This window comes from Streptococcus cristatus (assembly GCF_003943465.1).
GTDB classification, from domain to species: Bacteria; Bacillota; Bacilli; order Lactobacillales; family Streptococcaceae; genus Streptococcus; species Streptococcus cristatus_C.
Genome location: NZ_RJPR01000007.1, coordinates 1 through 26,977, shown reverse-complemented (window position 1 = coordinate 26,977; position 26,977 = coordinate 1). Strand labels below are relative to the sequence as shown.

The following is a 26,977-nucleotide window of genomic DNA, read 5'->3' as shown; positions in this document are numbered from 1 at the left end:
CTCACGAGTCCGAGCTTCAGTCATCCACCCTGAGAGAATCGAACTCCCATCTCAAGAACCGGAATCTTACGTGATATCCATTACACTAAGGGTGGCAACTCATTCATTATAACCAATTTTTCACAAAAAAACAAGTCTAAATGGCTCCTTTTACGAAATTTCTAATCTAGATCAAATCAAAAAGATTAACTTTCTTTGAAAGTTAATCTTTTAATCTCTTATTTCTTTTCAATATGATCTGCTAGCTCTTCTTGGGCTTTTTTGTTAGATTCCAACGTTTTTTCTTGCCATTTCTTCTTAGCTTCTTCATATTCTTTGGTCGTTACAATCTCACTTCTGAGCTTCGTATATTTAAAGTTGAAGGGAGATCCCTTGATTCCAACGAGTGAATAGGCACGACTGAAAGGTTTGGACTTACTTACAGAAGGACTACCGCCTCCTGAAATGGTCGGCATGATAATCCCACTATCAAGCAACCAAGCTTGTGCATCCGCATATTTTTCATAGCGAACTTTCACATCTGTTGTTTCAGCATTTGCTTCTTCCAACATCTTAGTATAAGTGTCCAAGCCCAACTCTTTCATCTTGTCCATATCTTGACCTGGCTCAAAACCAAAGTTTTGCAAGCTAGCGCCATTATTTACATTTAGAGTATCTAAGTAGGTAGATGGGTCTTGATAGTCAGCTGACCAGCCCCCTGTATAGAAGTCATAGTCCTTTTGAGCTGCAGTATTTGCAAAATAGGTGATGTTGTTCAAATCATCCACACTAATCTTCTGCAGGTCAATCACTACATTTTCTGCACCCAAGGTTGATTCAATTGATTGTTTTACTGAACTTGCCCATTGGATACCCACCTTGTCAGCCTGGTCTACAGGAAGGTCTAAATGGATTGGGAATTGAACTCCCTTAGACTCTAAAGCTTCCTTAGCTTTAGCAAATCTTGCCTTAGCTTTTTCTGGATTATAATAAGCATCTTGAGCATCTGTCAGATCGATATTTTCCCATTCTGTACCATAATTCACTAATTTAGAAGCAACTACTTGGCCAAAAGTTTGATCGCCAATTTGAACAAATGTTGGAGGGACAAGCGTATTTCTCAACAGCTTGGTAGCTCCATCTTTACCATTACTTTGCGCACCATAAGAAGTCCGGTCAAGGGCAAAATTGACGGCCTGACGGAAGTCCTTATTTAAAACTGCTTCTTTTGTTGCATTCTTTTGAGCATCACTTGTTTTGGAAGTGTGATTGTAAGATTGACGGTTGAAGTTGAAATTAAAGTAATATGAGGTCGCATCCTGTGGGCTATAAAGGATATTATACGCATATTTCTTTTTAACTGCTGCGTATCCTGAAGTATTCGGATAGAGACGAGCACCACTATAAGCACCATCACTGAAGTTGCGAATTAAAGATTCTTGGTCCGATCCATCATAGTAGGTTAATTTAACATGTTCTAGACTGACCTTGTCTTTATCATAATAATTTGGATTTTTAACGAATTCCATAGACGATTTAGAAGTCAAAGATTTCAAAAGGAAAGGACCGTTGTAAAGAATACTTGATGGATCAACAGAACCAAAATCTTTTCCTTTAGACTTCAAAAATTCTTCATTGACAGGGAACAAGATATTATTCGTAGTTTTAGAGTTCCAATAAGGCTCTGGGCGTGTCAGCGTGTATTGAACAGTATAATCATCTACTGCCTTCACTCCGACTTTTGAAAAGTCTTTTTCGTCGCCTTTGACATAGGCATCCAAGCCACTAATCGAGTCTTGAATCAGGTAAAGGGCTTCAGACTTCTGGTCAGCCACATATTTAAGTCCAGTCACAAAGTCTTGAGCTTTCACACTTGCGACTTCTTCGCCATCAACATTGAACCACTTAGCATCCTTACGAAGCTTATATGTGTAAGTCAGGCCATCTTGAGAAACTGTCCATGATTCTGCAAGAGAAGGAACTAGATTTCCATATTCATCATTTTCCAAGAGACCATCCACAAGGTTTGTAATAACGTCTGATGTAGTTGCACGGTTAGTGGTCAGGTAGTTCAAGCTATCTGGATCACTGGCATAAACATAAGAATATGTAGTTGTGCTGGATGAAGATTTGCCACATGCTGACAAGAATACTCCTGCACTGAGTACCACTCCAGTAGCTAAAAGCATTTTTGATACTTTCATAAATACACCTCCAAAAATTGAGAGAAAAGTCTAAGAATAAGAGGATCGGAAATAAAGATAAGCCCTTATTTTATTTAGTATTCTCTTAGTTCAATTTCTATGTTATATTTTATAACATAAGCTATTATACCAGAATTCTGATAAAAAGTAAATAGAATAATCAGAGAGTGATTATGGAAAATTTCTGAAAACTACCTCCAACCAATCCAATTGACAAATATACAGATTAAGCATATAATAAACTCAATGTAAACAAACGAGNAAATCACAGTGAATTCTAATTATATTACCCGCCTCAAACGCTCTGAAGGCCAGTTAAGAGGCATTCAAAAAATGATTGAAGAGGACAGGGAATGTTCAGATATTCTCACACAGTTATTAGCCGTCCGCTCCAGCGTTGACCGTGTTATTGAGATGGTTATCACTGAGAATTTAACGGATTGCCTAGAAAATCCAGCTGATGATCCGAAAAAACAAAGGGAAAGAATAGAGAAAGCTATTCATTTTCTGGTAAATCGAAAATAAGAAGAACAGAAAAAAAGAGGCTGGGACAAAAGTCCTAGCCTCTCAATTGTCTTTGGATTGTCGAGCAAGACGCAGTGGTTGAGTGGGCTCTACTAGGCTGATTTCATCAGCTTTTACAGCCCTACTCAACTGTGCGGAGGTGGGACGACGAAATCGAATTCTAACGAATTACCGATTTCTGTCCCACTCTCTTTTTATCTTTTATTCCATCTCTCCAGACCAAGCGTTCATGCCACCTGATACGTTGGTCACATCAAAGCCCTGCATGGCAAGAAATTGGCAAGCAGTCGCCGAACGCGCTCCTCCTTGGCAAATGACATAGTATTTGTAGTCAGGATCCAGCTTTTTATAGCCAGTTTCCAACTCACTGAGCGGAAGATTTCCAGCATTTGGGATATGACCCGCTTGAAATTCATGCCTTTCGCGCACATCTACGATAGCCAATTTTTCAGATTGATACTGCTTTTCTAAGTCAGCTGCTGATATAGTTTTCATTTTTCTACTCCTTCTGGTTTTACCATTTTGTACAAAGCATAAGCTCCGTCTAGATTTTTCACTGCAAATCCTGCTTGTTTTAAGATTCGCTCGGCAATATAGCTGCGCAGACCGCTGTGGCAGCTTACGATATATTCTTCTTCCTTATCCAGCTCAGCCAAGCGTTCTCTGAGTTCATTCAGAGGAATATGGACTGTCTTGTCCGCCTTCAGGCGTCCTTGCTGAAACTCATTAAGTGTCCGGACATCTAAAAAGACTTTTCCGCTTGCTAACTCGTCTTCCAGCTGGTGCCATTGGATATTTTCACTCAAGCCTTCCGCTAGATTCATCGCTGCATAGCCCAGCATATTGACCGGATCCTTGGCTGAGCCAAAAGGTGGTGCATAGGTGAACTCCAGCTCTGGCAAATCAAAAATCGTGAGATTGCCCTTGATAACTGTCGACAGAATATCAATCCGCTTATCAACGCCTTTTTCGCCCACACCTTGAGCACCATAGATTTTTCCAGTTTTTGGCTCAAAGAGCAATTTCAAGGTCAAGTCAGTCGCACCTGGATAGTAGCCTGCATGATCCTTACCACTGACATGAATCGCTTGATAAGGCAAGTGATTTTGCTGAAGGAAACGCTCGTTCAGGCCTGTCGAAGCGGCTGTCATGTCAAAGACACGCACAATAGCTGTGCCAATGCTTCCCTTATTCTTCCGCTCCAAGCCAGCAAGCACATCTGCCACCTGACGTCCTTGTCGATTAGCAGGCGAAGCTAGGGCAATCAGGGCATCTTCACCAGTGATTTCCTGCTTGACAAGGATAGCATCGCCGACTGCAAAGATATCTTTCTGACTCGTCTCATAATGTTCATCAACTAAGATTCCCCCACGAAGACCTGTCTCAATGCCTGCTGCCTTGGCTAAGCTATTTTCAGGCTGGACCCCGACAGAGAGAATGGTCACATCTGAAGCCAATTTTTGACCATCTTCCAAGACGATTACTTTGCCATTTTCTTCGAAGCGAGTAGCTGACTGAGAAGTGATGACCTTCACTCCCTTATCGACTAATTCTGCTTGAACAAAAGCTGCCATTTCCTCATCAAGTGGTGGCAAAACATGCGGCGCTTTTTCTACGATTGTTACATTCAAGCCATGCTTGCGTAGATTTTCAGCCGTTTCCAGACCGATAAATCCAGCACCGATGACAACAGCCTCTTGCGGCTCTTCATCCAAGGCTAACATGATCTGATCCAAGTCTGGAACATTGCGCAAAGTGAATACATTAGTTGCTTCTGAAAGTCCTTCAATCTCAGGAATAAAAGGCTTCGCTCCCGGTGAAAGAATCAACTTGTCATATTGCTCTGTGAACTCTGAACCGTCATGAGCTACCGTCACCGTGTGCTCTTCAGGTGAAATCTTCACCACCTCATGAGAAGGTCGCACATCCAAGTTAAAGCGTGCCTTGAGACTTTCAGGTGTTTGAACCAAGAGAGCATCTCGCTCAGCAATTTCACCAGAAATATAATAAGGCAGGCCGCAGTTCGCAAAAGATACAAAAGGACCTTTTTCAAAAATCACAATTTCAGCATCTTCCATCAGCCGTCTTAAACGTGTTGCCGCAGACATACCGCCTGCAACTCCACCAATGATAATAATTTTCATTATTTAATAACCCCTTCTACTTAAATGGTTTTACCTGTCCAAGCGCTCATACCACCGCGGACATTGATGACATCATAGCCCTTTTTCTTCAGCTTTTTCGCTGCCATCTTGCTCCGCATGCCTGAATGGCAGATGACGTAAATCGTCTCCTTTTTTGCTGGTGCAAATTGACCAATTTGGCTCAAAGGAACATTCTGAGCCTCTTTGATATGTCCTCTACGGAATTCGGATGGCGTCCGTACGTCAATTAGTTGGATATTGGACTTCAACCGCTTCTCCAACTCATCCGTTGAAATACTATCTATCTTTGTAAAAAAATGAAACATATTTTTTCTCCTTTATACCCCTATAGGGTATATTAAAACACTAAGAAGAGAAAATGTCAAGGAAACGATTTCAAAACTAAATAAATCAGCAGATATTGCCGATTTATTTTTTAAAATTCAAAATTGGGATTTTTCTTTTGTCCGCTTCTTTTTCGGTTCTTGTCTTTGTTACCCAGTCTTCAATGAAATTTAAACATTCATAAGCACTACTTTTTTTGAAGACTTCATACCATGCAGCGTCTTTACAAATCGTACTATAGTCAATAGAGAAATTAATCAAGTCTAGCTTATACTTTTCCATAAGTTCCATTGCTTCACTTTTTAATTTTACGTTTTGGAGTTCATTATCAATTTTAGCACGCAGTTGAAAATACTCTTCATCCGTTAAATTACTATAATTTTCGGAATATATAAAAGGTAGCTCTCTGATTTTAAATTTAGGTAATTGCACAGGCAAAGGCAGATTTTTATCTTGCACTGACAAATAACCTATTTTAGTATAATCCATAAAATAATCTAAAACATAAAAACTCAGATCATAGAAAATAATGTCCCCCTCACCTTTAGGAGATAGTCTCACTCTGTATGAAATCGTATCCAATTCAACAAAGTTTCTTCCTTCATTTCTACATTTTAATTCTTCTAAAACAGGCAGAAAGAGATTGTAGTTTAACTTTTTCTTATTAAATTCTTTATCCAATTCAGCATAATATTCTATAGTAGTTTCAATCAAACGAAGATTCATATCTTCAGCAAGAAAATTATCTTTAAAAAATTGTTCTTGAACTTCATTATCCAAATCATATAAATAGTTGGCAGCGTAAAATTCTTGGAAAATATTATGAACAAAATAGTAAGATTGTCCCTCTTTATGTATGATACATAGACAAGTTATCAAATCAGCAAGCAAATCTTCTGCCCTTGTCAAAGATAAGCCTTCGTTATTTAATACCCTATTTAGCAAAGAAAGAATCTCACTTTCTGTAAACTCTGATTTCCCTCCATTATTTTCAAAATAAGTGAGAAAACAGAGATAAGAAATCACTCGCATCATCGTAGACTCAGGTAAGTCGGTTTTAAACTCTCTAGTTAGAGCAACTAATTTTGAATGATCATGTTCTTTATAGAGCAGTCGGTAAGAATCTTTGATAAATGTAGCTTTTTCAGTCGGAAAACTTGCATTTCTTTCAAACATTTGTAGCATCAAAAAAAGCAATATTGGATTTTCTGCAAATGATAGATATTCATCATATAACTGTTCTTCCAAACTCTTGATAAACCGTTCAAACACCTCTTCTTTTAACTCTGCTATAGGCAATTTACTGATACGCCTTATTAAGGCTATCGCTTCGTCTTTACTTAAGCCATTCGTTTCGTAGGGATGAAATAAAGAGGCATTATTTATATGATTAAAAGGTAATTTTCGGCTAGTCACAAAGATTGGATTATTAGAATATTTAGTGGCTAATTCTTCTATCTCTGTCGCAGCTTGTTCCATATTATTTGAAGATATTTCATCAAAAGCATCCAAAAGAAAAATAAAGCGCCCTTTTTCTGCCATATATTCAAAATACTTAAATTCTAAATCAAACCCTAATACTTTAGCTTCTTCATATATAAAATTTAAAAATTCCCTTCTTTTCTTCGAATCAAAATTATATTTCCTCAATTCAATATAAATGGGAATTCTTTGATTATTATTGCTCGTAGCTTTTTCAATCTCCTTAAGAAAAAAGTACTTCAGCATGGTTGACTTACCAATGCCACCATATCCATAAATCCAAGCATTATCCGATTCTTTTAAAATATTATCTAAATCAGCAGTATAACATCTCACATCATTTATTTCTGATTTTAGATAAGTGGGCTGAAAAATAGAAAGCAAATCGATATTATTTGTACCGCTTAGCACAAATGGAATATTCTTCACTCTCTTAAATGAACCCTCAAAATAGGAGGTAAAACTTTTATTAAATCCAGTTTCAAATTTTTCCCAATTATCTACACCAAAGTCCACCAATTCATCTTTTAATTGAATCAACGTATTATTTAACAAAGCTGAAATAGGTCCGCTTAGAAATCCCATATTGCCCTCCTTAGAATATCCTTATAACAACTCTATTATACAAAAAAAACATTGCATGTAACAACAATTTCTTTTAAAATGATTTCACAAAAGGAAACGATTCCATTTTTTCCAAAAATAAAAATCCCAATCTTGAGACAGGGATTTTTATCAATAATGAATTATTTCGCAATTGGGTAAACTGATACTTGTTTCTTATCGCGACCTTTACGTTCAAAGCGTACTACACCTTCAACTTTTGCGAATAATGTATCGTCTCCACCGCGGCCAACGTTAACACCTGGGTAGATGTGTGTACCGCGTTGACGGTAAAGGATAGATCCTCCAGTTACAGTTTGTCCGTCAGCTGCTTTAGCTCCAAGACGTTTTGCTTGTGAATCACGTCCGTTTGACGTTGAACCTCCACCTTTTTTGTGGGCGAAAAGTTGCAAGCTTGCAAGATTCATTTTTAACATAGTGTTTTTCCTCCGTGTTAGTTTTCTGTGATAACTCTGGTTTGGACGAACTCAGAAGAGTTCTCCGATAAGTTTGCCATTCCCAAGAAAAATGATTCAAAGAAAAGCTGAGTCATTTCTCTCTGATGCGGCGGAATATCCATAGGGATCTCTACTCGTAAATATCCGCCTTCTTCTTCGTTTAATTCTAGGATTGGTTCATAGCCTGCAAATTTTTCAATTGAATTGATGAAATTTATGGCAAGCGTAGAAACCGATGCACACACGACATCAAAGCCGTATTCGCCACTTCCGGCGTGTCCAGTAATTTCCGCACTCCTCAGCTCGCCATCTTCGGCTTTCTCAAAGACTGCCTGTATCATGTGTTCTCCTGTAAATTAAGCGTTGATTGCGTTGATGACAACTTTAGTGTAAGGTTGACGGTGACCTTGTTTGCGGTGGCTACCTTTTTTAGGTTTGTACTTGAAAGTAACGACTTTCTTTTGTTTTCCTTGTTTTTCAACAGTTCCAACTACAGTAGCTCCAGAAACAAGTGGAGTTCCGACAACAGTTTTATCACCACCAACAAGAACAACTTCGTTAAAAGTCACTTCTTGACCAGCTTCAACATCCAATTTTTCAACGTAGATAGCTTGACCAACTTCAACTTTAACTTGTTTTCCGCCAGTTTTAATGATTGCGTATGTGCTCATTATGCACCTCCTATGATTTTTTGGGGTTTCCCCGTATTTTTGTGAAGACTCGCCTAGCATCGTGGGACGAACCACTTTATACTCACTATGTGGGCAACGATGTTCGAGCGGTTGCACAGGCCGTGCATAGTCAACATTCTTAGTATAGCACTTCTACTAACCTTTTGCAAGTAATTTTATTTAATGAAAACGGATTTTCCACTAAATATCCTCATTCTGTACTTCCATTTATTTAAAATATACAATCTGCCCTTCTTGATTGACATAAACCTCAATAGCTATCGGAGGCTTCAAATGTTTTTTAGCTGATCTGGCAAGACTTTTATTACTATCTGAAACATTGACCTCTCGCTCTTTTCCATCAACGTTAATAGTAAAGGTAATACGAGAATAGGTAGACTTACTTCCTCCGGTCTCGGTATCAACACCAGTCACTAAAGCCGATTTTAGCTCGGTTATCTGATTAGTAAAGTAATGATAGCGCCAAATACCATTGGCAATTCGATAGCCTTCATAAGCAGGAAAGATAAAAAACATAAGAAGAACGCCAATTATTGTGACAAAAATAGCTCTGCCCTTACTTTTTTGGCTTTGACGTATGGTATTCCATTTATTTCTCATAGCCTTCTTGACAGAGCCAGCTTCCTTAATATCTTTATGATATCCCCAAAATAAGAGAGCATACAAGCTTAGGAAAATCTGGAAATGAACTAAGAGACCAATAAAATAAGTCCAACTGGGAATTCCAAACAGCAAAGCATTATCTTGTCCATCTTTCCAAGACAATGCTCGCATGAGCCCACTCAAGAAATAATCCCACTCGTTCATAAATATCCCCTTTTATCTTCAGTATCAATGGAAATAGCTTCCAGATTCTTTTAGCAGAAAGATACTCCGTAAACTCTTATAACAAGTCCTCAATTAGCTCGTCAACTTCATCAGTCTCTGCCTGTGGTCTGATTTCTGTAATCATGATGCCTGCAACAGCGCGTTCTACCAAGCCTTCAACATCTAGACGAGCTTCGTACTGCTCAGCATTCTTGATTTTTGGATTGGTTTTAGGCCGGTCAGGCGCAAAAATAGTACAGCAGTCTTCAAAGGGCTGGATAGAGATTTGGAAAGTATCGATTTTTTCCGCAATCTCAATTATTTCCAGCTTATCCATCGTCACAACAGGACGGATAACCGGTGTATTGGTTACAGCGTTGATAGCCTGCATACTCTCGATGGTTTGACTGGCCACCTGACCTAGACTTTCTCCATTGATAATGACTTGAGCGCCCCGCTCCTCACGAATCCGATCTGTAATACGCATCATAAAGCGACGAGTCAGTGTCATCAGGTAAGCTTCTGGAGCCTTAGCTTTAATCTCCTCCTGAATCTCCGTAAAAGGAACTTCGATAAACTGGATATTGCCACCAAACTTGGTCAGTTTTCGCGTCAAATCTTGAGCTTTTTTCAACGCGCCTGGACTGGTGTAAGGCGGACTAGCAAAGTGAACCGCCTCGATATCCACACCGCGCTTGAGAGCCAGATAACCAGCCACTGGTGAGTCAATCCCACCAGACAGCATAAGCATGCCTTTTCCTGAAGTGCCAACTGGCAGTCCCCCAGCACCACGAATCGTCTCATAAGAGATATAAGCCGCTTCTTCACGAATCTCAACGCGAAGATCAATATCCGGCGCTTTCATCTTGACCTGAACATTTGGGATGGCCTCAAAAACAGCATCCCCAAGTGTCTGATTAAGCTCGCGGCTATCCAGTTCAAAACTGTGATCACTGCGCTTGCTGGAAATTTTAAAGGTCATGCCCTCTTGATAAACTTCCTTCATTATGGTTTGAACAGCTTCGATTAGGGCTGGTACCGATTTTTCGATTTTATAAGATGGCGAGAAATTCTGAATCCCAAAAATCTGCTTGAGCGACTCAGCGACAGGCTGATAGTCTGTTCCGTGCAGATAGACATGGGTCCGGTCACGGTCAGCCTTGACATGGACCTGCGGATAGACTGACAAAACAGCCTGAATATTACGTTTGAGTTTGTTGATAAAGCGCATGCGGTTCTTGCCCTTGGTAGAAAGCTCACCATAGCGCACCATAATTTCTGAATATTGCATTGTTTACCTTACTTTTCTGGTCTTTTCGTAAATGATTTTAAAAGTTGTCAAGAACTGCTCCATCTGGCTCATATCGTTGTCAGCATCCAAACTGATACGGACAGCAGTTTGAGCGAGAGACTTTTCGACCCCCATAGCAATCAGCGTACCTGCTGGCTTACCAGCCTTAGAAGAGCAAGCGCTGGTCGTCGAGATATAGATCTCGTAGTCTTCAAACGCATGGACGACGACTTCACCTCGTACTCCCTTGATACCAAAGGTCAGAATATGAGGCGCAAAATTTTCCATGTCTGAGAAGACCACCACATCTGGATACTTCTGCAGCTCTTCAAGGAGAATCTTCTTCATCTGAGCCGTCCGCTGGGCAAATACTTCTTGCTTTTCCATGGATAAACGCAGAGCCTTGGCTGTGGCTGCAATGCCGGCTAAGTTTTCCGTCGTTGATCGCTTATCCGACTCCTGGCCGCCACCAGTCAAGAGCGGGATGATTTTCTTGCCAGACTTGATATAGACAAAGCCTACGCCCCGAAGGCCGTGAAATTTATGACTGGAGAATGTTGCAAAATCCACGCGATCCGTCAGATAAGCACCTGTCGGAATCTTCGTAACAGCCTGCACAGCGTCCACGTGAAAGGAAATAGTCGGCTTGTCTGCTAGCAGTTCGGATATTTTCTGAATGGGCTGAATACTGCCGATTTCATTATTGACAGCCATGATCGAGATCAGAGTGGTGTCTGGTCGAATCAGCTCCGCTAGCTTGTCTACCTCAACAAAACCTGCCTTATCAACTGGAGCAAAATCGACTTCAAATCCCTGACTCTGCAACCAGAGGGCTGATTCTTTAACCGCCGGATGCTCGATGTTAGATACGATAATGTGTTTGCCAAAAGGAATCTTTTCAAAAGCAACTCCCTTAAGCACCCAGTTATCCCCTTCTGTCCCTCCAGACGTAAAAAAAATCTCCGACGAAGACTTACCTAAAAGCTCTGCTATTTGCCGGCGAGAAGCTTCTAAGAGACGGGTGGCCTGACTACCTAAACTGTGCAGACTGGATGGATTGCCCCAGATTTTAGAAGCCACTTCTGTATAGGTAGCCAGCGCCTCTGGATAGGGCTTGGTTGTCGCTGAATTATCTAAATAAATCATCTTTTTCCTCTGTTTTTATCAGTAAAAATCAATACTCCTATTGTAACACGAAACGAGCCTAGGAACAAGAAAAGGGCGCAGTTCCTACCTGATAAATTTAGGAACCAGCCCTGAAGACGATTACTTTGCCTCACTCATTATATCTAACTTTTTTAAATAATCTTCAATCAGGAAAGCTGTTTCTTCAATTGATTTATCTGTAATATTGATGACCTCCGTCTGATATTTTCTAAAGACTTCTTTGGAATAGTCTAATTCCTGATAAATCTTTTCCAAATCTGTGTAACTGGTCGAGTGGGACAAGCCCAACGAATTAAGACGGTTGCTACGAATTTTGACTAATTTTTCTGGCTCACAGACCAGACCGATCATCCTATGCTCATCCACCTTGTCTAAAATTTGAGGAAGCGGAACTTCTGGAATCAAAGGCAAATTGGAAACTTTGTAGCCCTTATTGGCCAAAAAAATGCTGAGAGGAGTTTTTGAAGTCCGTGAAACCCCTAGTAGAACTATATCCGACTCCAAAAATCCTTGCGGAGATTTTCCATCATCATGCTTTACAGCAAACTCAATCGCTGATATTTTATTAAAATATTCCGTATCCAAACGGTGCAAGGTTCCTGGTATCTCAATCGGGCTAATCCCAGTCTTTTCTCCTATGATTTCAAAGAAAGGATGCATGAGATCAATGTAGGCCAGATTATGGTTTTGACTAAATTCTCTAGCTAGTCTAGCTAATTCTCCATTTACCAAGGTACTGATGACCAAGGCATCATCTTTTAAAGCATCTTGCAAAATTTCCAGCAATTCTTGCTCCTTATCTATAAAAGGAAAACGGTAGCTATTATTAAATATCAAATCTGGATACTGCGCACTTACAGCTGACAAGAGTCGCTGCGAGGTTCCTCCTAAAGAATCCGAAATGCTATATACAATAATTTCTTTCTTCATTGTCACTACTCCTGTCTCTTTACTTCCGCTTGGCGCGCTTCCTGAATGATATAGTTCAGCAGAGCTGTCTTAGTCACCGTTCCTAAAATCTTGCGCTCATTATCTTTCTCTACCACAGGCAGGGAGTCAATGGCAAAATCCTGCAAAAGAGCGGCCACCTCTAGTATATTCATATCCTTATGGCAGGTTCTAAGATGAGGCATCCGCGTCATACAAACTGCAATAGGCGTTGTTCCGATACTACTGGATAAAGCCGCTCGTAGCAAATCCTTGCGCGAGACAATTCCTAAGAGTAGCTTCTTTTCATCAATGACATAAAGAACATCCACGTCATACATAAAGAGCCTTATCACCGCATCCTGGATGAAAGTGTCTTGAGACACCAAAACGGGAGAAACCATAATATCTTCCGCTTTCTTGCGGAAAGTGTCAAAGAAAAATAAGGTTTCTAAATCATTTCCTGAATAAGTATAGCCGACCTTTGGCGTCGCTTTTAAAATGCCAACCAGCGTCAAAAAGGACAGGTCTGAGCGTAAAGTTGCTCTAGAAATCTCCATCAGTTCTGAAATCTTTTCTCCGCTGACTGGCTGCTCTTTCTTGACAATGTCAACAATCTGCTTTTGGCGTGCTGATAATTCCAATGCAATATGTCTCCTTTTTAGAGATAGAATACTCTATTTTTCATCTTTTTCTGTAATATTATATCATATTTTTATCTTATATCAATGAAATATAACGATCTTTTCCATTGACAAATATATGTGATGTATATTAGAATATAAACAAGATATATATGACACATTTTTGTCTATTTGGAGGTAAGATATGACGAAATGGATTTATTCCTTTGAGGAAGGACGAGCCGAGCAAAATGCTCTTTTGGGTGGCAAAGGGGCCAATCTGGCTGAAATGACTAATTTAGGACTGCCAGTTCCGCCAGGATTCACCATTACGACGGAAGCCTGTATGCATTTTTTAAATAAGCCCTCCTTTTTTGAAGAAACATTAAGAGAGAATGTTTTGCAGGCTATTTCTGAACTGGAGCAAAAAACCGGACAATACTTTTCAGGGAACGAAGAGGAGCAACTGCTAGTCTCTGTGCGTAGTGGTGCTAAGTTTTCTATGCCTGGCATGATGGATACGATTTTAAACTTAGGATTAAATGACTTGCGAACCCAAACCTTGGCTTCCAAAACCAATATGGCTTTTGCCTATAATTGCTATCGCAGGCTGCTCCAGATGTATGCAGATGTCGTTTTCCAAATTCCAAAAGAGGACTTCGATCAGTTGCTCTCCTATTTTGAGAAGAATGCTGGTAAGATTGCCAACGACTTTAGTTTGGAAGAGCACCAAGCTCTCATCGATCAGTACAAGCAACTCTACCGTGAACATTATCAGACTTTTCCTCAAAATCCTAAGGAACAACTCTTCGCTGCTATCAAGGCCGTTTTCCGCTCCTGGAATAACCCACGGGCCCAAGTCTATCGCAAGCTCAATCAGATTCCAGAAGATTTAGGAACCGCCGTTAATATTCAAGTCATGGTCTTTGGCAACTTTGATCAAGAAAGCGGAACTGGAGTCGTCTTCACTCGAAATCCAGCAACTGGTCAAAAGGGCCTCTTTGGCGAATTTCTTTTAAATGCCCAAGGAGAGGATGTCGTGGCTGGTATTCGCACACCCGAGCCCATTCAACATCTGCAAGAAAAGATGCCAGAAGCCTATGCTGCTTTTCAAGAATATGCCTACATCCTTGAAGATCACTACAAAGATATGCAGGATATCGAATTTACAATCGAAAAGGGCAAGCTCTATATCCTGCAAACCCGCAATGGTAAGCGAACAGTCAAGGCTGCTTTGAAAATCGCTCTGCAATTAGTAGAAGAAGGCAAAATAGAAAAGTGCGAGGCCATTCGTCGGATTAGCCCTACTCATATCAATCAACTGATTCACCCAGTCTTTGATGAAAATAAGCTCCAGCAATCGACAATTTTAGCGCAAGGATTGCCAGCCAGTCCCGGTGCTGCAACAGGAAAAATTGTCTTTACTGCCAAGCGAGCCAAAGAACTACATGAAGCTGGCGAAAAAGTTGTGCTGGTCCGCCAAGAAACTTCTCCCGAAGACATAGAAGGAATGATTGTCAGCCAAGCAATCGTCACTAGCCAAGGTGGAATGACCTCACACGCGGCAGTTGTCGCCCGAGGAATGGGAACCTGCTGTGTAGCAGGATGTGGAAATCTACTTGTCCAAGAAGATAGTAAGACCATCCAGTGCGGAGATATCTTGCTCAATGAAGGAGATATTCTATCCGTAGATGGTCGGACTGGTTTTCTTTATCTGGGGCAAATCCCGACGGTCTCTGTAGAAAATGATCAGGATCTGCAGCTCTTCCTGACTTGGGCTGATGAAGTAGCTAAACTTACAGTCCGCGCCAATGCTGAAACGATTCAAGATTTGCAAACCGCTATTAGCTTCGGAGCGCAAGGCATTGGACTAGCAAGAACCGAGCATATGTTTTTCGGTGAGGAAAGAATCTTGCAAATGAGGAAATTAATTCTGGCCGAAAATGAGATAGAAAGACGGGAGGCACTTGCCCATCTACTCGATTACCAAGCCGAAGACTTCTATCAGATGTTCCAGACTGTTGGCGAAAAGCCCATGATTGTTCGCCTACTGGATCCTCCAATGCACGAATTTCTCCCTAAAGACCAACTAGAGATTGCCCTGCTGGCTGAAAAGCTCAATAAAAAAGCTAGTCAACTAGAAAGAAAAATCACGCAATTGCAAGAAACAAATCCTATGCTAGGCCATCGCGGCTGTCGCTTGGGAATTACCTTGCCAGATATCTATAAGATGCAAATAGAAGCTATCTTTAGCAGCGCCATTCGACTGCAGCAAGAAGGAAATCCAGTTCGTCCTGAAATTATGATTCCGCTGATTGCTACAAAATCAGAGCTTGTCTATCTTAAAGAGCTGCTCATCAAGCATATCGAATGGATTTTCAAAAAGCATCAATGCTCTCCATTCCCATATGACATTGGTACCATGATCGAACTGCCAAGAGCCTGCTTCATTGCTGATCAGCTGGCTCAAGAAGCCGACTTCTTCAGCTTTGGAACCAATGACTTGACGCAGATGACTTTTGGCTTTTCAAGGGATGATATCGGAAAATTCCTCAATGATTATAAAGAGAAAAAGTTGCTCACCCAGGATCCCTTCCAAAGCCTTGACCAAGAAGGTGTCGGCCAATTGATGAAATTGGCGATTGAAAAAGCTCGCCAAGTAGATCCAACCTTGTCCATCGGAGTTTGTGGCGAAGTTGGCGGTGATCCGACTTCCATTCCTTTCTTACAAGAAATCGGAGTCACTTATGTCTCCTGCTCCCCTTATCGAATCCCAGCAGCTCGGCTAGCTGTAGCCCAAGCTGCCCTTGCCTCTGAAACAACTCCAAAGCAGCTCTAACATTTTAATAAAACAAACAGCTCTAAGAGGCTTATCTCTCCGCCTTTTAGAGCTGTTGTCCTTCATTCTTTTGTGTGCGTTTTCATTTAAAAAATTCAGATTTTTGGAAGACTTTTCTAAATAAAAGACGTATAATAAATTAAGAACGAAAAGGAGCGACTTTTACATGGAAAACTATTCTCGCAAAGAAAAAAATAACAGCACTTCAAATCGAAAACCAGCTAGTCAGCATATCAAAACTGGCTTTTCCGCCCTACAAAAGACTATTGCTACAATTGCCAGTCTTCTTTCAATCGTCATTGCTTGCTTTACCATCATGAACCTTATGAACAACAATGACTCAAAATCAAAAACTGATACAGGCAACTCGACAACGACTACTACCATTATCAAGGAAGTAGAAAAGGAATCGACATCTGTTAGCTCGACTCCAACAGAAACTTCTGCTGCTACTGAGACCGAAACATCATCAAGCTCCTCAAGCGCAGAAACGAATACGAGCCATACAACTCCTTCCACTGACAGCAGTTCGACAAGCCAAGACCAGCATACAACAACAGAGTCCAGCACTCAAGCATCCAACTAAAACTTTATCCAATCTATCCAAGAAAGCCTGAATTTTACTCAGGCTTTTTTCCATTTCTCTCTTTATCTTTGAGAAGAATAATAATTTTCCTAACGTTTTTGTGTCAAGAAAAATGCTGCAAGGCCAAGAAGCCCCACAGCTTTTCCAGAAATCAAAGTTCCAAAATTTGATAATCATAGCCCAGATGAGTCAAGAACTTAAAAAGATCTCGGGTTGCGAGAAAAATCGTCTTTTCATTGGTATTGGGATGGAAAGTCATGATATCCTCTGATACAATGTCCTTATCAAAATAAACTTGAATATCCCGCTCAGGATTATTCAGAAGGCCAAAAGGCGATACCGTTCCTGGTGGTAGCTGCATTTTTTCAAAGAGAGAATCCGCTGAAGCCATGCGAATGCGGTTGGCTGAGACCAAGTCTTTAAACAAGTCCATATCTAGACTCTTTTGATCATCCATAATCAACAGATAATATTGAGTTTTCTTCTTATTGGTCAAAAACATGGTCTTAGTCCGAACCCCCTCGATTCCTTCGATATAGGAGTCGGCTTGCTCTGTGGTAAATGCAGGTGGGTGCTCCACCACATCAAAGGGGATCCCCAACTCTTGCAACTTGTTAGCGACTTGTTGATAAGCATCCATAGTTTTCCTCCTTTATTGATGAATAATCTTTTGTACTAATGCTTGCAATTCTGGCACCACTTCTGCCTCAAACCAAGGATTTTTCGCCATCCAAATTTGGTTGCGGGGCGATGGATGAACCAAGGGAAAAAAATCGGGTAGGTAGTCTTGATAATGCTGGACCGTCTCGGTCAGTTTGACATTTCCTTTTTGATGCAGATAATATTTCTGTGCAAACTGACCAATCAAAATGGTCAGCTCAATATCTGGCAAAAGCTCTAAAATAGGCTGATGCCATTTTTCCGCAAAGTCCTTACGAGGTGGTAAATCTCCAGACTTCCCATGTCCCGGAAAATAAAAATCCATGGGCAAAACCGCAAAGTAGCCAGAATGATAAAAAGTCTCTTCATCGACACCCAGCCATTCTCTCAAGCGGTCACCACTCTTGTCCTTCCAGTAAAGCCCTGCCTGCTGAGTTTTCAGTCCCGGTGCTTGACCAACAATGTTAATCCGAGCATTCTTAGGCGCCGCAAAGAGTGGATTAATGCCCTGCTCTGTGAAAGCTTTATTCTGTGGGTCAGCTATAATGGCCTTAGTAATATCTTCTATTGTCCGCATCATATTTCCTTCCTTGAAAAGAAACTCACCTGGCATAGCCAAATGAGTTCTTATCTTATTTGATCAATTCGTAGATAGCTTCCGCATAGATAGCAGCCGCGCGGAATAGATCTTCCACATCGATAAATTCATTGGCTTGGTGCATAGTATCGATATAGTCTGGGAACATCGCACCATAAGCAACACCACGTTTCAAGAGGCGTCCAAAGGTACCACCACCGATAACTTGCTCATGACCCTTCAGTCCAGTTTGTTTTTCATAAACAGCTAACAAGGTCTGCACCAACGGATCTTCCATCGGTACATAGTGAGGAGTATGTCCATGCTCAGACAAGGTCACTTTAGTCACCGGCAACTGTTCTAAAACATTTTGAATGGCTTCTGGACTAGTTCCCTTAGGATAGCGAATATTGAGGGCAATTGTATTGTCAGCCTTGTTTTCGTCAAAACGGAAAACGCCCGCATTCATTGACAGAGCTCCCATCTTCTCATCCACATGAGCAATCTTCAAGTTCTTACCCTCATGGTCATTTAGGAGAATATTTCCAGCCACATCTAGGTAATCCTTAGCAGGACCCGCAAAGTCAAACTGCGTTAGGAATTTGGCTAAATAAGTTGCACCATTGACACCAGACTGAGGAGAAGCACCGTGAGCAGACTTACCGATAATGGTCACAGTGACTTGGTCACCAGCTAGTTCTTCACAAGTAAAGTCTAATCCATTTTCCTTAGCAAACCTCTCCAATGTATCAACTAGATTTGGCAAGTGACCTGACAAGACAGCTGTACCAGACTCAGGAACCATGTTCTCCCGCAAGCCACCAGTAAAGCTATGCAGGCGTGCTGCGCCAGCATTTTCACCAGCAAAATGCAGGTACTCTGTGATATTTCCTTTTTCACCATTGATAATCGGAAATTCAGCGTCTGGCGAGAAGCCGAAATCAGGCTCAGGCAGGCCTACATGAGCAAAGTAATACTCCATGTCTTTCCAGCCAGACTCTTCATCTGTCCCCGCTACAAAGCGCACGCGCTTAGAAACAGGCAAGCCCAATTCCTTGATGATTTTCAAACCGTAGTAACATGCCATAGTTGGTCCCTTGTCATCACTAGAACCACGAGCATAGAGACGGCCATCCTTAATCGTCGGTGTATAAGGGTCTGTATCCCAACCACTTCCAGCAGGTACCACATCCATATGGGCAAAGATTCCCAGTTCTTCTTCTCCTTGACCAAAAGTAAAGTGACCAGCATAATTGTCCACATTTTGAGTCGGGTAACCATCACGTTCAGCAATTTCCAAGAATTTATGCAAGGCCTTTACAGGACCAGATCCAAAAGGATGCTCCTTATCTGCCTTAGAATCATCCCGCTCTGAATTAATCTCTAAAAGGCTGAACAGGTCCGCCAACAGAGCTTCTCTACGTTTTTCAACTTCTGCTTTAAAATCAATTGTCATTTTCTCACCTCTATAAAACACTTCGATTCAAACTATTTTTTACTTTATTAACGCTTTTCGATAATCTCGTCAACTGGTAAACGATAGCTAGGCTCTAGCTTGTCATCTGTATAACCAACAGTAATTAAGAGTTCTGGACGGAAACGCTCATCAATCTCCAAAACTTGGTTAACTTTTGCTTTATCAAAGCCTAGGATGATATTTGAGCCAATACCTTGGTCAGTCAAGGCCAAAACAAGGTTCATAGCAACCAAACCCGCATTAAGGGCCAAGTAATCACTCTTTTGCTGATCATTATAGCGAGCAAACTCAGCTGGCAAATTTTGCATATAAAATTGCAGCTGCTCATCAGAAAAATTTCTTACCCCAGCGACACGCGCGATCTTGCGTGCCCGCTTAGCCAAATCCGTATCTGTAAAGAGGGCAATTGTCACTGGAGCTTCCTTGATTTGATCTTGGTTAGAGCCAAAAGTAATACCCGCTAAAGCTTCATTTCGCTCTCGTACTACTACAAACTTCCACGGCTGACTATTATGAGCACTTGGTGCCAAGGTCGCAATTTCAATAGCTGTACGGACATCCTTAGGATCCACCGGTTTGTCATTGAAATGCTTAGTCGCATGACGCTTTTTGTTTAATTCAAGAAATTTCATAATTGGTTTCCTTTTCTAATTTCTGTTACTCTTATTTTACCACAAATTGAAAGAGCTTGCAGAGGTTTTTCACAATGGATTCTTTCATTCTCTATCAAATAAAGCTTTCTGCCCTTGCCACTTGATAAGATTATTCCCTTGTAGAAGTTACGTTTTCTCCATTCTGACTACTTGACTCTCTTCAGCACTTTTTCAAATCACTACAACTTGAGTTTCTTTACTACTCAAAGCCTCTATATAGTTCTTGATTTAACTCAGGAATTTCAACTTTTGGTTCAGGTTTCCGCACGGAAAAATCAATAGCTGCAAACAGTAGAACCAGCAACAAGACAAATATCGTCCACAAAGTCTCTTTTTCTGGAAGAGAGACTCCTTTGGTCGGGAAACCTTTCCAACGAGGATACTGCTGCAAAAATTCATTTATCTTCATCCCATTGGGATAGAGTGTCAAAAAACCATACATGCTAAGAAAGAGAAACGAAAAACTATGCATAGATACCCAACTAAACTGAATCCTCATTTTGAAGGCTTTATAGCCTGACCTAGCCATATAAACCTCTAAACCAAAAGCTATAATCATCAAGATAAAGAAAATAAAGACCTGCAGTTTCCAGAGCTTTCTCAATCCTAAGTAAGCCCGTTTATCTGCCTGCTCTTTGCCACCGTCTTTAGCTTCTCTCTCTTGAGTCTGAATTTTTGCTGTAGGTTCAGTTACTTCTTGACTTGCTTGAATCTCCTGAACCACCTCATTTTCAGTCTGTGGCTTATGTTTTAGACCATACGCCACCACTTCTTTTAAGACTAGCCTCAGATTTGCTTCGGTTAGTTTGTAGGGATACCCGCGTAACGGCCATTTCTTTCTTAGTTCTGGATGATCTGGAAGTGACACCATGATGTAAAAGTGCTGTCCAATCAACGTAATCGTGAAAGAAACTCGATAAAATCTAGATCTTACAAAGAAATAAGCCCTATAAAGGTAGTCGCCTTCCATTTCCTTCGTCGTTTTGTCAAATTCAATCTTACCTAAAAACAGCTCTTCTATCATTTTCTGTATTTCTAAAACCTTTGTATCAACCGTATCCAGACTCAGAGGAGCCTTTAAAATCAGCTCCAAATCAGACATAGAAGCCGTAGAAAGACTCATGCCAGTTTTGTCTTTTTCTAAATGTTCTTCTAAATAAGTCTTACACTTGCTTAGAAAAGATGATAAATTATAGGAATTTAACTGGACTGGACAATCAAGCAACAATTCCTGACTTCCTACACTAGCATCTAAGGGGACAATATCTCTCACAATGAAATCTTGTTCTAGCAGCTCCAGAGTAAAAGAAGCTTTGTAGCTAGGTAGTATGCTTGTAATAATGACTCGATAATCTTCGCCCTTTTCGACAGGTTTTTCCCACTTATCCGTTTCCGTTTTCCCATCGAAAATATTTTCAATCATCGCTTCAATAGCTCGTATCTTCAGATAATCATTTTCAGGAGTAAGAGGTTCCAGAAAAATCTGTTCTGGTTGATCTAGGTAGGTTTTTATTCTTCCCAGTCCTTCCCCCAACGTTTCTGGGAGATACTTGTATTGTATCCCGTATGTAGGTTTTTCACCCCACTTCAAGTGTAAATCGCTGCCGTCTACTAAAATATCCAACTTTTCTTTATAATTTTCTAGATTGATTTTAAAGAGAAAAGTCGGACAATATGAACTCAAGACAATATCAGAGATGCCTTCTATTTCAAAATTAGATCCAAATTTTTTTTGGAGCTCTGCACGAATATCCTTCTCCAAATGTTCTTTATGCTTGTCAAAATTCAGCCCCATCTGTCTTCAACTTTCTTTTTGTTTTACTTTTCAAAACAGCCCCCTCACACACTTGGTCGCATGGAAAGCATTTTGCCTCTGCTTTTCTATCATTCAGCTTGAGATTGTCGTAAGCATTAAGCTTGAGTGCTTTTCTTCACTTCCTCAAACCATTTTTCAAACTCTAGACGTGGAAGCAATTCTTCGTCCTTGTCATAACGCCCTTCATAGCTATAGCGACTGTCAAGGCTGTTTTTCTGTGCATCATAAATCAACCACATTTCAGTTGGGTGCTCGCGACCATATTCTTGGCAAATCTTCACCATTCTTTCTATATCTTGTGCCCCTATTGTTAATAGACTAAACTGAATTTCATCTGAACTATCTATTTCATTAGGAAGGTAACTCGCAATCTCATCTCTATCCAGATAATGATTATTAGTTTTAAAAAATACATCAAAGCTATAAAAACCATCCGCAACGCAATAAATAAAAATTTTATCTGCTTGATTTTGGACATATTCCATANCTAATGAAACCATGTCAATCTGAATTTCCATAAATTTATCTTCAAATTGTGTCATCTTATTCTCCTACAATTGCTTGCTTTTTACTTCCTCAAACCATTTTTCAAACTCTAGACGTGGAAGCAATTCTTCATCCTTGTCATAACGTCCTTCATAGCTATAACGACTGTCAAGACTATTTTTCTGAGCATCATAAATTAACCACATTTCAGTTGGATGTTCACGATTATATTCTTGGCAAACATCAATCAATTTTTGTATATCTTCATTACCGTATCGTAATACTGAAAACATCATATTATCAGAATCATCTACTTTAGTATCCAAAACAGTGTTAACCCTGTGTAATTCGACAAAAACTCCATTAATTTTATAAAAAACATCAAAAGAAAGTAATGCTTCTTCAGAAATGCAATAAATATATACTTTCTCTGCCTGATCTTGTACATATTCCAGTGCTAACGAAATCATGCTAGCCTGAACTTCCATAAATTTGTCTTCAAATTGTGTCATTGTATTCATCCTATCTAATTCTTTTAGCTTTTCAAGTTAGTGGACACTATTCATAAAGCGCTCGACTTCTTCAACACGATTATAGAATCGGTATTGATTTCTGTTCGCCAAAAAAATCCAGCTATATCAAGTCATAATAGAAGGTATCATCTTCCATAAGCCGGTCTAGAAGCTCTACTAAATTAAGAGCAATTTCCTTATCATAATAGTAGATTTTCCCTTTATTTTCAGTAGCAAATCCGATAGATAGAAGTGCTACTTCATTGCCTTCAAAGAAAACTAATTTATCATCCTCAAATTGATTGTAGATTTCAATATCTGGATAAAACTCAAAATCATGCTGCTTCAATCTAAAGTCTAATACTGACTCTGGATCCATGATACGATTTATATTGTCCACCTTGCTTTTTAGAAAGCCATATCCGACTTCTGCATAAAATTCTTGTAGGAGCTCAGGGATTTGAATGCCCAGCTTTGATTCACTATCCCTAATCTTATCTAGATTCACTGGATAAAACTGGTTCAACGGATCTAATTTAATCTTCTCAAACATCTAAGCTCGTCCTTCCAAATTCAATGCCATCTCTCTTCAACTTCCATTTTCTTTTGGTTCACTTATCTGAAAAAATTGCCTAACATCCTCTACGTAACCATACTTGTCATTTAAGTGAGCCAATAGTTCTCGATTATGCCCTTGGTAATTATCTTCACGTCGTAATTCTTCGTACATTTCGATGAAAGGGAGAGCTTTTTCTTTGGCTAATTCTAACTCTGCTTCGTAGTCATAGGCGACTTTTCGGAATTGGATATTCACCAGTTCCCCGTCTTCAACTTCTAGCAAGGCATACTGAGCACGGTGATTTTTCAAGGCCGACCAATCAAAATAGGGCATGCCAATTGAACCTGGGTTGATAATCTGTTGCCCTTGGCTGCCATAGCGAAGCAACTGCTTGTGGACATGACCGTAAACTGCCACATCTGTCTCCTCATCCAGTAGCCGGTCAAATTTGTCCGTATCATTGTCAACCAGTAGGTCACTCCCATAGTTTTTGGCAGGCAAATTATGTGAGAGCGAAAAACGCAGTCCGTCAACTTCTTTCTTTTCTAGCAAAGGTAAGCTTCGTAGCCAGACAATCGTTTCAGGATCCATTCGCTCCATTAAAAACTGGGTCATACGCAAGAGCTGGACTTCCTGTAGGTCTTCTAAGCCATATTGCCCATCTAAGGCCTCTAGGACACAATCATCCCAGTTTCCTCGAACAGCCGCTGTGATAGGCAGGTCTTTTAACAAGGCTAGCAAGTCATTTTCCCCCGGACCAGGGAGAAAAATATCCCCTAGAAGCCAATATTCTGTCGCTTCCTGTCTTTTAGCATCTGACAGAACTGCCTTCAAGGCCGTGGTATTCCCGTGTATATCAGATAAAATCGCGATTCTGTGTTTCATATTATTACTTTCTATTGTTCATTTTCAAATGATTGTATTGATAATTCAAACTATTTTTTTACAAACTTATTTATCCGTATTGGCACCACTTATATTTGCTTCAATCATTGCTCTGACCTGTTGGCGTTGTTCCTCATTCAGATTCAACTTCTGTAGTTGTTTTTCAATACTAAATTCTGAGGTATTGTATTTCTTATCATACATCTCTAATAATTTATTACGAAGAATAGGCTCGCTAATCAAATGAATTTCTTTTAATAGTTCTTCTTCATTTCCTTCCTGTTTCTCTTCTCCGTTTAGTCTATCAATCATAGAATTAATCTTTGCTAAGGCAAAATCACCATAAATGTTATCAATCAAATTTTCCTTCATGATTTCTTGGATATTCTTAGCGAAAGTGTTTTGAAGAACTTTACCTTCTGAATATCCAGTTTCTTGATTCTTTTCAAGCATAATCACATTTCCTGGTTTAATATCCGAAAGCATGTAAGGGGAATGAGTTGTGAAGATGAGTTGGAAGTTCATTCCTCCTACTTTGTTGATTTCATTTATATAGTTGGCTAAAAAGTTTATTAAGCTTCTAGACCATTCAAGGTGCATACCCGATTCTAATTCATCCACTACTAATTGACATGTCCCTTGAGAGGAATTCATTTGTAACCACTTCACATAACTCATCACTTTTAATATATTTACTTCACCAGTAGACATATTATAATAAAATTCATATATTGCTTTAAAACCATCGCCCTTCAAAGGTATTGCCTGTTTTTTTAGATTTTCATAGTCTAGATATAGTTTTTCATAGTCTAGATATAGTTTTTCAAATTCGAGTCGATTATCAAAATTCCCTCCTCCATATTCAATCTCAACTATCTGACTTCCCACAATATCACTGTATTCTTTTATCTTGTACTCATTAATAAATTGTTCTAAATAGTTTAGAAAATTGACTAATGAATTTAGAAAGTCTTTCTTTTCTTCTTCTGTTTCTTTTTTCATTTTATCAAATAAGGTCTGATAATTACCATCTATAGAGTATCTTTCAATTTCTTCATCGCTTAAGCAATAGTTAAACTCATCACAAATATTCACAATCGTTTTCAAAATGAGACAGGAGAAAAACTTTCTCTTTTCCCAACCATTTAAATATTTATCTGGAATATCATACTTATTAACTTCAAAACTAAATTTATATGATGAAGATACTAAGTTTCGGGAATATAATTCTTCATAAGCTTCAAAGATACCATTCAAAATATACCATTCGAAAGATTGTTTTAAGCTAGTTTCTAATAATGGGTAACCTCCGTAACTTCCAATTGGACGTCTATCTTCGTTCATGATATAAATCAACTTATCTCTCTTTTGAGCATCACAGTATCCATTTATATCAACTTGATCTGTTGCTAGACCTTCTATAGTAATTGACGATAAATCATAATTTTTATCTCTTAGATAAAACTTTCCATTTGTATCTAAATACACATAGAAAAATTGATTTATATCTTTATTTTGATCTTCCGCACGATGATAATAGCCTATCAGATTTAAAATAGTGCTTTTTCCCACACCATTTATCCCAACTATTGGTGAAATATTATAAATAGACTCTCCATAAAAGTTTTCAATATACTCTGGATTTTTATCAATTTTAAGTTCATTCGTTTCAAAGTTAAAATCAACTTTATATTCGTCTGAAAAATTGAAAATTTGATTCTTAAAAAGCTTATCATACTGTTTAATCACCAAAGCAATTAATTTCATTCTTTTTCTCCTATTAATCCAATTTCTTTACTAATATCCGTAACCATTTTTGAAAGTGGTCTTTTCCCATAATTTTCTTTGTCTGTATAATAACCAACTATCATTCTATCTATTTCAGAATCTGAAAAATATTTACCTGAATCCGCAAATATTTGATATAAACCTGATTTATAATCTTTATTATAAATTTCATGCTTCCATAGCAACTCTTGAACTATATCCGCATGTAGTTTGTATAGATTTCTTGTATCAATCACATATTTATCCTTCAATAATTTCTGTCTGACACTTAATTTATCCTTGCTTTCTAATTGTTTTAACTCCTCCTCCAATATGTCATCCTTGATTATAATATCAATACTTTCTGAATTATTAATAAAATCTGAAGACTTTATATTAAAAGAAAATTTCAACAATTCATCAATATCAGTTATACTTTCATCATAGGGAGAGATACAAAATTTACTCGTACTCTTTTTATTATTGCAACCATAACAAGAAGGAATCAGATTATAAAAACATAAAGCGAATAGAGGATATTCATTCTTAGGGAAAAAATGGTCTAACTGACTTGTATTAGCCTCCTCGGTTACATTAATAAAATTACGATTACAATATGGACAAACAGTTATGCCTGTTATTCTCACCAAAGTTTTTTTATTTATTTGATTATAGCGGTATTCTAACTTTTCTTTATACTTCTCAATAGCATAGTTACACAAACTTTTGTTTAATTTTATTGTGTAAATACCATCAAATATATGATTTTTCGCTAAATCATTAAACGATTTCTGTGAGATTATCATTTCAATAAAAAAATCTACTTTATCTGGAAAACTTTCTTTAAGAGCTTCTAAAAATTCATATTCCAAATTATTTTTAATCAACTTGATAAATTCTTTTGTATCCCTTA

The 26,977-nt window shown here is 39.1% G+C and carries 27 protein-coding genes, 1 tRNA gene and 1 other annotated feature; of the genes, 3 read left to right on the top strand and 25 right to left on the bottom strand.

Features of this window, described 5'->3' with window-relative positions:
- Positions 1-23: 23 nt before the first annotated feature.
- Together D8793_RS07710 and D8793_RS07705 are read right to left on the bottom strand one after the other, a co-directional pair.
- Positions 24-95 (bottom strand) — tRNA-Arg (locus D8793_RS07710).
- Between the two features lie 123 nt (positions 96-218).
- Complete coding sequence (locus D8793_RS07705; RefSeq protein WP_125372224.1) at positions 219-2,183, bottom strand: peptide ABC transporter substrate-binding protein; 1,965 nt, start codon at positions 2,181-2,183, stop codon at positions 219-221.
- Between the two features lie 270 nt (positions 2,184-2,453).
- On the opposite strand from D8793_RS07705, the gene D8793_RS07700 reads away from it, so the two are divergent.
- A complete protein-coding gene (locus D8793_RS07700; RefSeq protein ID WP_005590397.1) occupies positions 2,454-2,708 on the top strand; it encodes a metal-sensitive transcriptional regulator in 255 nt (84 codons plus the stop codon).
- 201 nt (positions 2,709-2,909) lie between these two features.
- On the opposite strand, the gene D8793_RS07690 is transcribed toward D8793_RS07700, so the two are convergent.
- The 12 genes from D8793_RS07690 to D8793_RS07635 all read right to left on the bottom strand — a co-directional run bounded on the left by D8793_RS07690 (position 2,910) and on the right by D8793_RS07635 (position 13,268).
- On the bottom strand, positions 2,910-3,203 hold the full coding sequence (locus tag D8793_RS07690) for a rhodanese-like domain-containing protein (protein ID WP_125372222.1): 294 nt from the start codon (positions 3,201-3,203) through the stop codon (positions 2,910-2,912).
- Positions 3,200-4,852, bottom strand: coding sequence for an FAD-dependent oxidoreductase (locus D8793_RS07685; protein ID WP_125372220.1), 1,653 nt, complete (start codon positions 4,850-4,852; stop codon positions 3,200-3,202). The genes D8793_RS07690 and D8793_RS07685 overlap by 4 nt, the downstream gene beginning before the upstream one ends.
- 20 nt (positions 4,853-4,872) lie before the next feature.
- Positions 4,873-5,178: a rhodanese-like domain-containing protein gene (locus D8793_RS07680; protein ID WP_125372218.1), complete on the bottom strand. Its 306-nt coding sequence runs from the start codon at positions 5,176-5,178 to the stop codon at positions 4,873-4,875.
- Positions 5,179-5,281: 103 nt separating this feature from the next.
- Positions 5,282-7,264 (bottom strand): NACHT domain-containing protein, encoded by a 1,983-nt coding sequence (locus tag D8793_RS07675; RefSeq protein ID WP_125372215.1) that lies wholly within the window; start codon positions 7,262-7,264, stop codon positions 5,282-5,284.
- A 161-nt stretch (positions 7,265-7,425) separates the two neighbouring features.
- Positions 7,426-7,719, bottom strand: a complete 294-nt coding sequence (gene rpmA / locus D8793_RS07670; protein WP_005590406.1) for a 50S ribosomal protein L27 — start codon at positions 7,717-7,719, stop codon at positions 7,426-7,428.
- Between the two features lie 17 nt (positions 7,720-7,736).
- Positions 7,737-8,081, bottom strand: a complete 345-nt coding sequence (locus D8793_RS07665; RefSeq protein ID WP_005590407.1) for a ribosomal-processing cysteine protease Prp — start codon at positions 8,079-8,081, stop codon at positions 7,737-7,739.
- Positions 8,082-8,096: 15 nt separating this feature from the next.
- Positions 8,097-8,411, bottom strand: a complete 315-nt coding sequence (gene rplU, locus D8793_RS07660) for a 50S ribosomal protein L21 (protein ID WP_005591928.1) — start codon at positions 8,409-8,411, stop codon at positions 8,097-8,099.
- Positions 8,412-8,446: 35 nt separating this feature from the next.
- Positions 8,447-8,534, bottom strand: a sequence feature (ribosomal protein L21 leader region).
- A 105-nt stretch (positions 8,535-8,639) separates the two neighbouring features.
- The gene (locus D8793_RS07655) at positions 8,640-9,239 is read right to left on the bottom strand and encodes a hypothetical protein (protein WP_125372213.1); all 600 of its coding nucleotides are present in this window, start codon (positions 9,237-9,239) and stop codon (positions 8,640-8,642) included.
- Between the two features lie 76 nt (positions 9,240-9,315).
- A complete protein-coding gene (gene thiI / locus D8793_RS07650) occupies positions 9,316-10,530 on the bottom strand; it encodes a tRNA uracil 4-sulfurtransferase ThiI (protein ID WP_125372210.1) in 1,215 nt (404 codons plus the stop codon).
- A gap of 3 nt (positions 10,531-10,533) precedes the next feature.
- Positions 10,534-11,676, bottom strand: a complete 1,143-nt coding sequence (locus D8793_RS07645; RefSeq protein WP_125372208.1) for a cysteine desulfurase family protein — start codon at positions 11,674-11,676, stop codon at positions 10,534-10,536.
- 120 nt (positions 11,677-11,796) lie between these two features.
- Entirely contained in the window at positions 11,797-12,627 is an 831-nt protein-coding gene (locus tag D8793_RS07640; protein WP_185761065.1) for a pyruvate, water dikinase regulatory protein, read from the bottom strand.
- Positions 12,628-12,632: 5 nt separating this feature from the next.
- Entirely contained in the window at positions 12,633-13,268 is a 636-nt protein-coding gene (locus D8793_RS07635; RefSeq protein ID WP_125372204.1) for a CBS domain-containing protein, read from the bottom strand.
- A 184-nt stretch (positions 13,269-13,452) separates the two neighbouring features.
- Here D8793_RS07635 and ppdK point away from each other — a divergent pair, with 184 nt between their 5' ends.
- A complete protein-coding gene (gene ppdK, locus D8793_RS07630; RefSeq protein WP_125372200.1) occupies positions 13,453-16,086 on the top strand; it encodes a pyruvate, phosphate dikinase in 2,634 nt (877 codons plus the stop codon).
- Between the two features lie 166 nt (positions 16,087-16,252).
- A complete protein-coding gene (locus D8793_RS07625) occupies positions 16,253-16,672 on the top strand; it encodes a DUF6556 family protein (RefSeq protein ID WP_061422777.1) in 420 nt (139 codons plus the stop codon).
- A gap of 151 nt (positions 16,673-16,823) precedes the next feature.
- On the opposite strand, the gene D8793_RS07620 is transcribed toward D8793_RS07625, so the two are convergent.
- The 11 genes from D8793_RS07620 to D8793_RS07570 all read right to left on the bottom strand — a co-directional run.
- Positions 16,824-17,312 (bottom strand): prolyl-tRNA synthetase associated domain-containing protein, encoded by a 489-nt coding sequence (locus D8793_RS07620; RefSeq protein ID WP_125372198.1) that lies wholly within the window; start codon positions 17,310-17,312, stop codon positions 16,824-16,826.
- A gap of 12 nt (positions 17,313-17,324) precedes the next feature.
- Positions 17,325-17,909, bottom strand: coding sequence for a uracil-DNA glycosylase family protein (locus tag D8793_RS07615; RefSeq protein ID WP_125372239.1), 585 nt, complete (start codon positions 17,907-17,909; stop codon positions 17,325-17,327).
- Between the two features lie 55 nt (positions 17,910-17,964).
- Positions 17,965-19,365, bottom strand: coding sequence for a dipeptidase PepV (gene pepV / locus D8793_RS07610; protein ID WP_125372191.1), 1,401 nt, complete (start codon positions 19,363-19,365; stop codon positions 17,965-17,967).
- Between the two features lie 47 nt (positions 19,366-19,412).
- Entirely contained in the window at positions 19,413-20,018 is a 606-nt protein-coding gene (locus D8793_RS07605; protein ID WP_125372189.1) for a nitroreductase family protein, read from the bottom strand.
- A 220-nt stretch (positions 20,019-20,238) separates the two neighbouring features.
- Positions 20,239-21,834 carry a hypothetical protein gene (locus D8793_RS07600; protein ID WP_125372187.1) on the bottom strand — a complete coding sequence of 532 codons (1,596 nt, stop codon included), beginning with the start codon at positions 21,832-21,834 and terminating at the stop codon, positions 20,239-20,241.
- Between the two features lie 116 nt (positions 21,835-21,950).
- Complete coding sequence (locus tag D8793_RS07595) at positions 21,951-22,397, bottom strand: hypothetical protein (protein WP_125386887.1); 447 nt, start codon at positions 22,395-22,397, stop codon at positions 21,951-21,953.
- Positions 22,398-22,406: 9 nt separating this feature from the next.
- Positions 22,407-22,853, bottom strand: a complete 447-nt coding sequence (locus tag D8793_RS07590; protein WP_125372183.1) for a hypothetical protein — start codon at positions 22,851-22,853, stop codon at positions 22,407-22,409.
- Positions 22,854-22,974: 121 nt separating this feature from the next.
- Positions 22,975-23,406 carry an SMI1/KNR4 family protein gene (locus tag D8793_RS07585; RefSeq protein ID WP_125372181.1) on the bottom strand — a complete coding sequence of 144 codons (432 nt, stop codon included), beginning with the start codon at positions 23,404-23,406 and terminating at the stop codon, positions 22,975-22,977.
- A gap of 36 nt (positions 23,407-23,442) precedes the next feature.
- The gene (locus tag D8793_RS07580; protein ID WP_125372179.1) at positions 23,443-24,297 is read right to left on the bottom strand and encodes a metallophosphoesterase family protein; all 855 of its coding nucleotides are present in this window, start codon (positions 24,295-24,297) and stop codon (positions 23,443-23,445) included.
- 66 nt (positions 24,298-24,363) lie between these two features.
- Complete coding sequence (locus D8793_RS07575; protein WP_125372177.1) at positions 24,364-26,064, bottom strand: AAA family ATPase; 1,701 nt, start codon at positions 26,062-26,064, stop codon at positions 24,364-24,366.
- Positions 26,061-26,977, bottom strand: a 917-nt coding sequence (locus D8793_RS07570) for an HNH endonuclease (RefSeq protein WP_221765966.1), incomplete at its 5' end; no start/stop codon positions are given. The genes D8793_RS07570 and D8793_RS07575, both read right to left, overlap by 4 nt.